Here is a 12,372-nt window from a genome sequence, read left to right on the forward strand (position 1 = left end):
CGCCTTACCTCAATCGAGGGTGTCACTGGCGACGTGCCAGTGATCAAGCAACTGGCGGTAGCTGCCGTCGCTGCGCATGTCACTGACCACCTGCTGCACGGCGGCGCTCAGTTGCGGGTCGTCCTTGCGAATGCCTATCCCCGTGAGAATCCGGCTGAAGGCCGGGACGCCTTCCTCGAACAGATCGGGCGCCATGGCGGCGTAGTAGCCGGCGGTTTCCACGGTGGTGCCGTAGGCATCGACCTGGCTGATGCGCAGCGCCTGGAAGGCATCGGTGTCGGTGTTGTAGACCACCAGCTTCATCGGCGGCTTGCCGAAGGTGGCGAGCTTTTCATTCTCGGCGTCGAGCAAGGTCTTGATGGTGGAACCGTTGAGCACCGCGACCTTGCGCGCGGACAGGTCGGCCAGGGTCTTGATTGCCTTCGGATTGCCCTTGGGCACCACCACCGCCTGGCTGGAGTACATGTAGTTGACGATGTCGATGACTTCGCGGCGCTCGGGTTTGTCGAACAGCTGGTCGACGATCATGTCGCACTGCTTGGCCAACAGCGCCGGGAGCAATCCGGAAAACGGAATGACCCGCCATTCCACCTTTTTGCCTCCCAGGCGCTTGGCGATCTCCAGGCCCAGGTCGACGGTCAGCCCCTTGGGCTTCTGCGCTTCATCAAAGGACACCAGCGGCGGGGAATCCATGCCCGAGCAGTAGACGAGTTTGTCGGCCTTGAGCAAGCGCTCCGGCACCACCGGGGCGGCGTGCGCCCACTGGGTACAGAATCCCAAGGTTAGTGCAGCGATCAACAGGCGAGGCTTATGCATGACCAGACACTCCAGTTCGGTGGGTAACGGGCAGTACTCAGCGTCAAAACACGGGCAGGTTCAGGCCTGCTCTGGTTATTGTTTCGATTGCAGGAAATGGATCAGTTGCGGGACGGTGCCTTCGATGTGCGTACGCACGACCGCTTCGGCCTTTTCGGCGTCGCCGGCCCGCAGCGCCTCGAGGATGACCACGTGTTCCTGACGTGCGCTCAGGGGTTTGTCGACGTGCTGCAGCCACAGGCGCATGGGCGCCTCCACCAGCGCGTAGAGCGCGCTGATCTGCTTCAACAGTCGGGGGCGGCCGCTGAGGCTGCACAGGTATTCGTGAAAGGCCCGATGTCGGCTGACCCACTCGGCGCTCTCGTCGCGGTAGTCGTCCATTTCGTCCAGCAGGCGCTCCAGGGCGGCCAATTGTCGGGCGCCGATCCGGCCTGTCGCGACACGCACCGCCAGGCCTTCGAGGGCGCTGCGCATCTCGAAGACTTCCTGCAGTTCCTCGATGTCCAGGCCACTGACGACCGCCCCGCGATTGGGTCGAAGCGTCACCAGGCCCTGGGCGTCCAGGCGGCGAAAGGCCTCGCGTACCGGCATCCGGCTCATTCCGATCTCGCTGGCGATGTCTTCGGCGATCAGCCGGTCGCCCTTGCGAAACCGTCCGCCGCAAATGGCGTCCAGCAGGAAGTTATAGGCCTCTTCCTCGGCTGTCATGGGTGGGCGTTCAGTGTAGGTCGGCGCGAATTGCATGGCAGCACCCTCTGTAGTTTTGTATCCAATTATCCATGAATTCAAAAATGCAGAAGGCGTGCCAGTTTCACCGGATAACGTGCAAGTGATTGATCTGTAGGAAAAGGTCATCGATTGTCGAAACAGTGCGTCCAGCGTTTGCCTTTCAGCGTGCTACCAAATGGCTCACCGGCCCGTCCATGTCTGTGCAGCGTGGTAGCCAGGTAACACCGCCACGGGCATCACTTGCGCGGGGTGAATGTGACCAAAGGTGCACCCATGATTCGTCCACTACACTGGGATGAATTTGCGTTGCTCACCGCTATAGGGGCGCTCCAGATGCCGTCTTTGCCAGGTTCCAACTCCACGTGGTCCCGCAGCATGCTCGATGTGTTGATTCGTGCCGGCCTGCTGGCCGTCATGCTGTTTTTCTGCTATCGGATCTTCAGTCCCTTTCTTGATCTGATGCTGTGGGCGGTGATTCTGGCGATCACCCTCTACCCGTTGCAGATCAGCCTGAAAAACAAACTGGGCTTGAGGGATGGCTACACTGCGGCGCTGCTGGTGCTCATCACCCTCGGCATCCTGACGATTCCGACCCTGCTGCTGGGCAATTCCCTGGTGACCTCGATCCAGGGCGTCATGGGCGACATCAAGGCCGACAACCTGCAAATTCCGTTGCCGCCCGATACGGTCGGTACCTGGCCATTGGTGGGCAAGCCGCTGCAACAGCTATGGATGCGTGCCGCCACCGACCTGCCCGCGCTGGTGCAGAGCTATATCCCCCAGATCAAACATTTCAGCCTGTCGATGCTGAGCAAGATCGCCGGCTTTGGCCTGGGCTTTCTCATTTTCGTCTGCTCGCTGATCGTCGCGGGCTTCTTCATGGCGTATGGCGAACGCGGGCATCTCAGTGCCATCCAGATCGTCTCGCGTATCTGCGGGGCGACCAAGGGCCCCAGGATCACCCAGTTGTGCACTTCGACCATCCGCGCCGTGGCGCTGGGCGTCATTGGTATCGCCTTCATCCAGATGTTGCTGGTGGGCCTGGGTTTCGTGTTCATGGGCGTGCCCGGCGCCGGCCTGCTGGCCCTTGCCGTACTGCTGATCGGCATCATGCAACTGCCAGCCACGCTGATTACCATCCCTGTGATCATTTTTGTATTTTCAACCGAGGGCGCGAACACCGCGACCATCGTCTTTGCCGTGTACGTGTTTGTCGCCGGCCTGGTGGATAACGTGCTCAAGCCGTTGCTGCTCGGTCGCGGGGTGAACGTGCCCATGCCGGTGATATTGATTGGCGCCCTGGGCGGCATGGTCACCGGCGGCGTCATCGGCCTGTTCGTCGGCCCGGTGGTGCTGGCCGTCGCCTATCAATTGTTCTGGCAATGGGTCGCCGCCCAGCCCCCGGACATCACCGTCGAGGATGAGCTGCCGCCCGGCGCGCAGTGACTGCGCTCATGCCGGCCTTGTTGCGTGGTGCTGTGCTGCTGGTGGGCATTCTGGTGCAGGGTGCTTGTACCCGCCTCGGACCGGATTTCCAGCCGCCCGGTCAACCCTGGGCAAAGACCTGGAACAGCCCGGCCATCGAACGCGTCAGCCAGCGCCAACTCCACCCGGACCTGCGCCAATGGTGGCAGGTGTTCAACGACCCGACGCTGGACCGCTTGATGGCCGAGTCGGACGCGCACAATGCCAGCCTGAAGATCGCCGGCTTGCGGGTGATGGAGGCCCGCGCCCAACTGGGTATCGCGCAAAGCCAACGCTATCCGCAACTGCAGCAGGCCAGCGCCGGCACGCTGTACGCCAAGCGTTATCAGTCCGGGGGCAGCAATCCCCAGGACAGCGGCTTCTGGCAATACAGTGCCGGCTACGATATCGGCTGGGAGCTGGATTTCTGGGGCCGTTTCGCCCGGGCCATCGAATCCGCGGACGCCGGTTATTTTGCAGCCCAGGCCAACTATGAGGACGCGCTGGTGCTGTTGCGCGCCCAGGTCGCCAACACCTACTTCACCTTGCGCACCACTGAGGCCCGGCTGCGGGTGGCTCGGGAAAACGCGACACAACAGCAACGCAACGTCGAGATCACCGAGAAGCTCTTCGCCAGCGGTCAGACTGCCGAACTCGACGTGCAACAGGCCAAGACCCAGTACCTGGGCACCCTGAGCAGCATCCCGAGCCTGGAAGACCAGGCCGCACGCACGCGCAACGCCTTGGCGGTGCTGATCGGCCAACCGCCCGGCGCCCTGCCCCTGCGGGTTGACAGCACCGGGTTGATTCCGCTGGTGAACCAGGCGGTGTTGCAGGACGTGCCTGCCGATCTTTTGCTGCGCCGCCCGGACGTGCGCGCCGCCGAGCTCAACGTCGCGGCGCAGTCGGCTCTGATTGGCGTGGCCGAGTCCGATCTCTACCCGTCGCTGACGCTGCTGGGCAGTATCGTCTGGTCAGCCAACTCCCTGAGCGGCACCGCCAGCAACCTGGACCTGGTCGGTGGGCCCAGCTTGCGCTGGAACCTGTTCGACCATGGGCAGATTCGCAATAACGTGCGGGTCCAGGACGCCCGCCTGCAACAGTTGATCGAAGCCTACCGCGACCAGGTCCGCCAGGCGGCGCGGGAAGCCGACGACGCCGCCACCGGCCTGACCAAGGCCCTTGAACGCGAGCGCATCCTGCGCGAGGCGTCGTTGGCGGCCGAGCGTTCGCTGGTGCTGGCCAACACTTGGTATCGAGAGGGTTACTCGGACTTCCAACGGGTACTCGATGCCCAGAGCGCCCTGTTGCAGCAGCAAGACAACTACCTGATCAGCCGCAGCGATGCGGTGAACAACCTGATCGCGTTGTACAAGGCCTTGGGCGGTGGCTGGCAGACCACCCAGCCGTTAGTGGACGGACCCACCCGCCAGCAAATGGAGCAGCGCACCGACTGGGGCGACCTGCTCCGCCACCCGGCAGCGTCGCTGCCGTTTCCTGCCGCCCCGATCAAGGTATCAAACCATGACTGACGCGCCACCCGTCAAGGCAACAGAGCCCGAGGTCGACCCGGTGAACAAGGCCATCAAATGGGTGCTGCTGGTGATCGTGCTGAGCCTGGCCTGGTACCTGTTGTCGGACCGTTTCACGCCCTATACGCAACAGGCGCGCGTTGGCGCCTTTGTCATTCCGGTGGCACCTGAAGTGGCCGGCCGAGTCATCCGGGTTCATGTGCGCAACAACCAGGACGTTCAGGCCGGCGACCTGTTGTTTGAGGTGGACCCGCTGCCCTATCGGATCGCTGTCGACCGGGCGCGCTCCGATCTGGAAACCACCCGCAGGCAGATCGGTGCCAGTACCGCCGGCATCGCCTCGGCCCAGGCGTCGTTGCGGGCGGCGCAGGCCAATGAGCTCAAGGCCCGGCAGGACAATCAACGCCTGGAAGGCCTGTACCGCGCCGACCCGGGGACCATTTCCGTGCGCGTACTGGAAATCTCCCGCGCGACCCGCGAACAGGCCATCAGTCAGGTCGCCGCCGCTCGCGCCGAAGTGCAACGGGCCCAGGAGCAGGAAGGTGGCGCCGACGAAAACAATGCCTTGCTGCGCAGCGCCGCCAGTACCTTGGAGAAGGCCCAATTGGATCTGGCCAACACTCAGGTTCGCGCACGTTCCGCCGGGCTGATCACCGACCTGCGCACCGACGTGGGGCTGTATGCGACGGCCGGGGCGGCGGTCATGACCCTGATCGCCATTCACGATGTCTGGGTGAGCGCGGACATGACCGAGAACAACCTCGCGCTGGTGACCGTCGACACACCGGTCGCCATCGTGCTCGATGCCTTGCCCGGCGAGGTGTTGCAAGGCCGCGTGCGCAGCCTCGGGTATGGTGTCGACATCGGCCAGGGCACCGCGCCCGGCACCCTGCCCACGGTGCGCAACAGCCGTGATTGGCTGCGCCCGGCCCAGCGATTCCCGGTGATCATCGAGTTCTCTGCCGAGGCCCGGGAACGGCTGCGCAACCTGGGGGTGGTGCGCGCCGGTGGGCAGGCCGAGGTGATGGCATTTCCCCGCGAAGGCAACCTGCTGAACCCGCTGGGGCGAGCCTTCCTCTGGTTCATGAGCTGGTTGTCCTATGCCTATTAGGCGTTCCGTCCAGGCCCAGCGCACGTTGCGCCTGGCGTTCGGCACTGCGCTGTGCCTGGGAATCAGTTTCGGCCTGGACTTGCCCATTCCCTTTTTGGCGCCGGTGCTCGCATTGATCCTGGCGATGACTCACCGCCCTTTGTCCGCCAAGGACTGTCTGAAGTTGGTGCTGGTGGCGATCCTGACCACGGGTGGTGGGTTGTTGTTGATTCCGGTGCTGCGTTATTACCCGGTGTGCGGCGTGCTGCTGGTCGGCCTGGGTTTGTTCGTGGCCTTCCGCTATGGCCTGCAAGGCGGGAACCCTCTCGTCATGACGTTCCTGGTGATGGGCCTGACCATGATCTCTTCCGCCGGCACGGCCGATTTCGGCGTCGCGGTGATGGTCATTGCTGCCCTGGTACAAGGACTGCTGCTGGCGGCCCTGGTGCTGTCCTTCAGTCATTGGCTCTTTCCGGAGCCGGCCGGGTTCTCGCCCCCCGCGCCGCCTCCCCGTCGCTCAGCGGTGGAGATCGGCCAGGCGGCGCTGCGGGCGACGATGATCGTGCTGCCGACCTTCCTGCTGGCCCTGATCGACCCCGCCCAATACCTGCCGATCATCCTCAAGGCCGTCAGCCTCGGCCAGCAGAGTTCCACCCCGGCCACCCGCCTGGCTGCTCGTGAATTGCTGGGCTCGACGTTATTGGGCGGCCTGCTGGCGGTGCTGTTCTGGTGCGCCTTGAGCCTGTTCGTCCACCTCTGGATGTTCTTTCTCTGGATGCTGCTGTTCGGCCTGCTCCTCGGGCGCAGGCTCTATGCAATGGCCCCCTCGCGACAGGGCCCCGGATTCTGGCTGAACACCGTGATCACGATGATCATCCTGCTCGGCCAATCGGTCCAGGACAGCGCGGCCGGCAAGGATGTCTACACTGCTTTTGCCGTGCGCATGAGCTTGTTCATCCTTGTGACGCTGTATGCCTGCCTGATTATTGTCTGGCTTGATCGGCGCCGGTTTTCGGTTGTGAATGTTCATTTGGATCGTTGACCGGCCATCGCGAGCAAGCTTGGCTCCCACAGGCGCCTGGCGTCTCAAGAAGGCGCTATTGACAGGGGAATACCCAATGCCTCATGACGGAAATCTACTCAAAGCCACGGTGATGTTCCTGCTGGCAGTGGTCCTGCTGGTACCGTTGGCCCAACGGCTCAAGCTCGGCGCGGTGCCCGGCTATCTCCTGGCTGGGGTGCTCATTGGCCCTTCCGTGCTGGGCCTGGTGAACAATGCCGAGAATGTCAGCCGGCTCTCGGAGATCGGCGTGGTGATGCTGTTGTTCATCATCGGCCTGGAGCTGTCGCCGCGGCGGCTTTGGATGATGCGCCGGGCGCTGTTCGGCGTCGGGTTGCTGCAGGTATTGCTCAGCAGCGTGGCAATCGGCGGCGCGGCCCTGCTCCTTGGTCAGGGCCGCCAGGTGTCGATGGTGATCGGGTTGGGCCTGGCACTGTCCTCTACCGCCTTTGGCTTGCAGATGCTGGCCGAACGCAAGGAACTGGGGCGCCCTCACGGTCGCTTGGCGGTCGCCATCCTGCTGTTCCAGGACATCGCCGCCATCCCACTGATCGCCTTGGTCCCCCTGCTGGGCGCCGTGGACAGCGGCGCGCCCACCGAGACAGGACTCAAGCCGGTGCTGGCGGTGGCCGCCGGCATTGGCGTGATCATCATCGGCGGCCGCTTCCTGTTGCGACCGGCCTTTGCCTGGGCGGTCGGATCGGGCCTGCGAGAAGTGTCCACCGCCACTGCCCTACTGCTGGTACTGGGCACTGCCTGGATCATGGAGCATGTCGGGGTGTCGATGGCGCTGGGGGCCTTCCTGGCGGGCATGCTGATGGCCGAGTCGCAGTACCGGCATGAAATGGAGGCCCAGATCGAGCCTTTCAAAGGCTTGTTGCTCGGCTTGTTTTTCGTCGGCGTGGGCATGTCCATGGACTTGCGTTTGTTGATGGCCGAGTCCTTGGTGGTGCTCGGGCTGACGCTGTTACTGGTGGGCCTGAAGTTGCCGATCCTGGTAGGCCTGGGCCGCTGGACCGGAGGCCTTGACCGGGCGGGCGCCCTCTGCCTGGCGGTAGTCCTGGCCTCGGGTGGCGAGTTTGCCTTCGTGGTGTTCAAGCTGGCCCTGGCGCAGCGCCTGCTCGATCAGCGCCTGCACGACCTGCTGGTGTTGGCCATTGCCTTGTCGATGGCGTTGGTGCCATTGCTGATGCTGTACCTGACACGCCGGCTGCCGACACGCACAGCGGATGATTCGTCATCGCCTGACCAGAGCGCGCCGGGGTGATGTGTGTCAAGCCGCAGATACCGTCCACGCTAGCGTAAAACCAACGTGCACCTCTGCATCAGGCTGTTGACCAATCTGCGCGAGCGAAACTGGTGCGCAACGACATCGAGAAGGTGACCCTGGAGCAAGCTGCCGGACGCATCGCCGCCACCGCCATCGTGCCCTACCCACCAGGGATTCCCCTACTGATGCCGGGCGAAATGCGGGCCCTGCGCAGGGGCCGCTACTGACCTATCTCAGGGCGCTGCAAGCCTTCGACAGATCCTTTCCGGGCTTCACCCATGACACCCACAGGTTTGGCTCCACAGTCTTGCCCGCTACGAGTTTTGCTTCTATCAAGGCAATCGAGGGAATCGCGGAAATCTTGCTGAATTCGTGAACGCCTGGGCGGTCCGAACAATAATCCTGTGCCATGATGTCCATAGGATTTTCCCCGATGACCAACCCTGGTGAGCGCATCTGTGTCAGTGATTCCCCTAGTGGTGTGTGATGACTCCAACATGGCCCGCAAGCAGGTGCTACGGGCACTGCCGGCGGATTGGCCGGTTTCGATCACCGAGGCCGTCAATGGCCGGCAGGCCATGGACGCGATTCGCCAAGGCCTGGGACAGGTGGTGCTGCTCGATCTGACCATGCCGGAAATGGACGGTTATCAGGTGCTCAGCGCCTTGCGCGCTGAAGGCTTGCAGGCGCAAGTCATCGTGATCTCCGGCGACGTCCAGGAAGAGGCTGTACGCCGCGTGCACGAGCTGGGCGCGCTGGCCTTCCTGAAAAAACCCTTCGATGAAAACGAGCTGCGCCAGACCCTCGGCAAGTTGGGCCTGCTGGGTAAACCCGGCGAGGCGTCGCCGTCGCAGCAGCAGCGCTCGATCGCCAACACGACGATCAGCTTCAACGACGCATTTCGCGAGACGGTCAACGTCGCCATCGGTCGCGCCGCCGCCTTGATTGCCAAGGTGCTCGGGGTATTTGTGCAACTGCCGGTACCCAACGTGAACATTCTCGAAGTCGGCGAATTGCACATGGCCTTGGCCGATGCCAGCAGCTCCCAGCGACTCACGGCTATCTGCCAGGGCTTTATCGGCAGCGGCATTGCCGGCGAAGCCCTGCTGATGTTCCACGACTCGGAAGTCACCGACATCGCCCAACTGATGCAGCGCGAAAGCGCCGATTATTCCGACCTGGAGATGTTGCTGGACCTCTCCAGCGTGCTCATCGGTGCCTGCCTGAGCAGCATCGCCGAACAGATCGACGTGGTGTTTTCCCAAGGCCACCCGCAAATCCTCGGCCAGCATGCAGCCATCGACGAACTGATCCAGATCAACCGCAAGCGCTGGAAAAAGACCCTGGCCGTGGAAATCAGCTACAGCCTGGAGGGCAAGGACATTCGTTTCGACTTGTTGTTGCTGTTCACCGAGGACTCGATCCCGCGCCTGACCCACAAACTCGCCTACTTGATGAATTGAGCCATGAACGATTCTATCGATCTGAACGAATTCCACTGGTTGCTGGCCATTGTTCAGAGCATCGACGTCGGGGTGGTGGTGCTCGACCGCGAGTATCGCGTGCAGGTCTGGAACACCTTCATGGAAAACCGCTCCGGCATACAGCCCAGGGACGCCCAGAACCAGCATATTTTCAGTCTGTTTCCGGAGATCGACCGGCAATGGTTCAGTCGCAAGGTGGAAAGCGTCGCCACCTTGGGTACGCCGGCGTTTACCATCTGGGAGCAGCGTCCATACCTGGTGCGGTTCATGAACTATCAGCCGATCACCGGCGAAGAAGAGTTCATGTACCAGAACACCACGCTGCTGCCACTGCATTCTCCCGACAGCAAGATCAGCCATATCTGCCTGGTCATCTACGACGTCACCGACGTCGCTACCAACCGTCATCAGTTGCAGGCGGCCAATGCGCAGCTGCAACAACTCTCCAGCATCGACCGGCTGACCGGCCTGTACAACCGCGGTCATTGGGAAGAAAGCCTGAAGACCGCCTACGCCCGCCACCTGCGCTACGGCAATGAGCTGAGCCTGGTGATGTTCGACATCGATCACTTCAAGCGTGTCAACGACACCTATGGCCACCAGGCCGGCGACAAGGTCATCGAGCAAGTCGCCCGGGTGCTGCGCGAACATGCGCGCGACTCCGATGTAGCCGGGCGGTACGGCGGCGAAGAGTTCGGCGTGGTGCTGTCCGACACCGACAAGGCGGGCGCCGAGGTGTTTGCCGAGCGCCTGCGCAAGGCCATCGAAGCGCTGGAAGTGCTGCACGGCGACCAGAGCATCCGCTTCACCATCAGCCTCGGCGTTGCCGACCTGAACCAACCGTCCAACAGCCATGCGGACCTGATCGCCTGGTCGGACCAGGCGCTGTACCGATCCAAGGAAGGCGGACGCAACCGGGTCACAGTGTACGAGTAGGCCCAACGCCGCCTGGAAGGATCGTCAGTAAAGCCGGAAATTTTGCTGGATCGCCTGGCTGAGCAGATCAACGGTCTCTTCGGTGCGCGAGCCCTGCGAGCGGATGAACACCACCTCATGTTCCGGTATCACCGGCAAGCCGGCGAGTATCTGCATCCTGGCGGTCACCCGGGCGCGGTCTATCAGGCTGATCGCCAGGCCTGCCTCGACGCAGGCCTTGACCGCCTGGTTGGACGGGCTCTCCAACACCACCCGTACCGTGCGAGCACTGCGCCGCAATGACTCGATCATGGCCTGTCGATAAGGGCATTGCGCTGCGTGCACGGCCAGTGGGAGCGGTTCTGTCGGGACAATCGTTGCGCCTGTCGCCGCCACCCAGACCGGAGCGGTAGAAACCAGCAACTGATCTTCGGCACCGCACTGACCCTTGGGCTGGGTGATGACGGCCGCCTGCAGTTTTCCACGCTGGACCAGGTCACGTAGCGCATAACTGGGCGCGGTCTTGAGTTCCAGCACCACATTGGGCCACGCGGCGATAAATATCGGCAGGATGTCGCGAATCACGTGGTCGGCATACTCATCCGGCACGCCCAGGCGGATGCGTCCGGCCAGACGGGTTCCCTGCAGATCGGCGAGGACCCGGTCATGGGTACTCAGCAGCTCGGTGGATGACGCGAGCAAGCGCTTGCCCAGCGCGGTCAGCGACACCGATTGATTGTCACGTTCGAGCAGGCGCCCGCCGGCGATGGCCTCCAACCGTTGCACATGCACGCTGACCGCTGCCGGGCTTTTGTGCAGATGATCCGCCGCCGCGCTGAATTTGCCGATGCGCGCAACGGCATGGAACGTGCGGATCAGCTCGATATCGAGAATGGCCGGCATGCTTCACCTTTTATGAACGACTACTGCAATACATTTTGATTTCTTAGATTACGCCGTTTTTGTAGCTTGGCACTATGAAAACGATCTCACGCCCGGCCTCATCCCGATTGACCTGGCAGCAGAAGTTGCCGTTGCCATTGCTCGAAGCCGCGCTGGTCCTGACCTGGAGCTCCGGCTTCGTCGGCGCGCGCTTCTCCATCGACTACGCACCGGCGTTACTGGTGGTGTTCTGGCGCTGCGTGGTAATCACGCTGTTGCTCTTCCCTTTCGTCGTCAAATCGATACGCCGCGCGTCGGCGGCGGTGCTGCTGAAAAACGCCGGCATTGGGCTTCTGTCCATGGGCGGCTATCTCGCCGGTATTACCCAGGGCATTGCCATGGGTGTTCCGACGGGGCTCGCCGCCCTGTTCGCCGACCTGCTGCCCATTGGCATGGCCCTGCTGGCCGCCGGCGCGTTGGGGCACCGATTGGGTTGGCAAGTCTGGTCAGGGCTGGGCATCGGCTTGGCGGGCGCCGCGCTGGTCACCCACGGCTCACTGGCCTGGGGCAATGCGCCCTGGTGGGCCTATGGACTGCCGTTGCTGGGCATGCTTTCGCTCGCGGTGGCGACCCTTTGGCAAAAGCATCTGGCATCGACGCAGGCGCTGGGGCTGTTGCCCAACCTCTGGCTGCAATGCGCTGTTTCCGGCGTCGCCTTCGCCATCGTCGAAGGGCTGCACGGCGGTCTGGCGCCGATACCCAGTGCGGGGTTCGCGTTGAGCGTCCTGTGGACGGTGGGGTTGTCGACGATCGGCGGCTACGGGCTCTACTGGCTGTGCCTGCGCCGCGCAACCGCCACGCGGGTCGCCAGTGTGCTTTACCTCAGCCCGCCCGTGACGATGCTGTGGGCCTGGGCCATGTTTGACGAACCGCTGTCGTGGTTGATGGCGTTGGGGATGCTGGTGTCCGGGATCGGGATCGTGTGGGTGGTGCGCGCCGAAGCCGGGCAAGCCGCAAGAGCGGGTCGCTTCGCGGCCCGGCGGGAGCAAGCTCCCTCGCCACCGGGGTCAAGCTGAGCCTGGCCCGACGCCAACCCTCGGCGCCAAATCGCGCCGACAGCAAGTCGTGCG

11 protein-coding genes and 2 pseudogenes are annotated in these 12,372 nt (G+C 63.1%); 9 read left to right on the plus strand and 4 right to left on the minus strand.

The window, feature by feature from the left end:
* Positions 1–9: 9 nt before the first annotated feature.
* Both J7E36_RS11990 and J7E36_RS11995 read right to left on the minus strand, forming a co-directional pair.
* Positions 10–816 (minus strand): ABC transporter substrate-binding protein, encoded by an 807-nt coding sequence (locus J7E36_RS11990; RefSeq protein ID WP_215003086.1) that lies wholly within the window; start codon positions 814–816, stop codon positions 10–12.
* Between the two features lie 75 nt (positions 817–891).
* Complete coding sequence (locus tag J7E36_RS11995) at positions 892–1,560, minus strand: GntR family transcriptional regulator (RefSeq protein ID WP_215003088.1); 669 nt, start codon at positions 1,558–1,560, stop codon at positions 892–894.
* Between the two features lie 318 nt (positions 1,561–1,878).
* On the opposite strand from J7E36_RS11995, the gene J7E36_RS12000 reads away from it, so the two are divergent.
* The 4 genes and pseudogenes from J7E36_RS12000 to J7E36_RS25415 form a co-directional block, all read left to right on the plus strand.
* A complete protein-coding gene (locus tag J7E36_RS12000) occupies positions 1,879–2,991 on the plus strand; it encodes an AI-2E family transporter (RefSeq protein ID WP_215003232.1) in 1,113 nt (370 codons plus the stop codon).
* Positions 2,992–2,999: 8 nt separating this feature from the next.
* Positions 3,000–4,541: an efflux transporter outer membrane subunit gene (locus J7E36_RS12005; protein ID WP_215003090.1), complete on the plus strand. Its 1,542-nt coding sequence runs from the start codon at positions 3,000–3,002 to the stop codon at positions 4,539–4,541.
* Entirely contained in the window at positions 4,534–5,652 is a 1,119-nt protein-coding gene (locus tag J7E36_RS12010) for an HlyD family secretion protein (RefSeq protein WP_215003092.1), read from the plus strand. The genes J7E36_RS12005 and J7E36_RS12010 overlap by 8 nt, the downstream gene beginning before the upstream one ends.
* A pseudogene (locus J7E36_RS25415) lies at positions 5,642–6,073 on the plus strand (DUF2955 domain-containing protein); the annotation flags it as partial. The gene J7E36_RS12010 and the pseudogene J7E36_RS25415, both read left to right, overlap by 11 nt.
* 255 nt (positions 6,074–6,328) lie before the next feature.
* Here J7E36_RS25415 and J7E36_RS25420 read toward each other — a convergent pair.
* A complete protein-coding gene (locus J7E36_RS25420) occupies positions 6,329–6,661 on the minus strand; it encodes a luciferase family protein (protein WP_353048953.1) in 333 nt (110 codons plus the stop codon).
* Positions 6,662–6,749: 88 nt separating this feature from the next.
* On the opposite strand from J7E36_RS25420, the gene J7E36_RS12020 reads away from it, so the two are divergent.
* The 4 genes and pseudogenes from J7E36_RS12020 to J7E36_RS12040 all read left to right on the plus strand — a co-directional run bounded on the left by J7E36_RS12020 (position 6,750) and on the right by J7E36_RS12040 (position 10,381).
* Positions 6,750–7,958, plus strand: coding sequence for a monovalent cation:proton antiporter-2 (CPA2) family protein (locus J7E36_RS12020; RefSeq protein WP_215003097.1), 1,209 nt, complete (start codon positions 6,750–6,752; stop codon positions 7,956–7,958).
* A gap of 53 nt (positions 7,959–8,011) precedes the next feature.
* Positions 8,012–8,337 (plus strand): annotated as a pseudogene (locus J7E36_RS12030) (hypothetical protein); the annotation flags it as partial.
* 82 nt (positions 8,338–8,419) lie between these two features.
* Positions 8,420–9,424, plus strand: a complete 1,005-nt coding sequence (locus J7E36_RS12035) for a response regulator (RefSeq protein WP_215003236.1) — start codon at positions 8,420–8,422, stop codon at positions 9,422–9,424.
* 3 nt (positions 9,425–9,427) lie between these two features.
* Positions 9,428–10,381, plus strand: a complete 954-nt coding sequence (locus tag J7E36_RS12040; RefSeq protein WP_215003099.1) for a sensor domain-containing diguanylate cyclase — start codon at positions 9,428–9,430, stop codon at positions 10,379–10,381.
* Between the two features lie 24 nt (positions 10,382–10,405).
* Here the strand turns inward: J7E36_RS12040 and J7E36_RS12045 are convergent, their stop codons facing one another.
* Positions 10,406–11,263, minus strand: coding sequence for a LysR family transcriptional regulator (locus J7E36_RS12045; protein WP_215003101.1), 858 nt, complete (start codon positions 11,261–11,263; stop codon positions 10,406–10,408).
* 74 nt (positions 11,264–11,337) lie between these two features.
* On the opposite strand from J7E36_RS12045, the gene J7E36_RS12050 reads away from it, so the two are divergent.
* The gene (locus J7E36_RS12050) at positions 11,338–12,318 is read left to right on the plus strand and encodes a DMT family transporter (protein WP_215003103.1); all 981 of its coding nucleotides are present in this window, start codon (positions 11,338–11,340) and stop codon (positions 12,316–12,318) included.
* Positions 12,319–12,372: the final 54 nt, after the last annotated feature.

This window comes from Pseudomonas fluorescens (assembly GCF_018614775.1).
Taxonomy (GTDB): Bacteria; Pseudomonadota; Gammaproteobacteria; order Pseudomonadales; family Pseudomonadaceae; genus Aquipseudomonas; species Aquipseudomonas fluorescens_BY.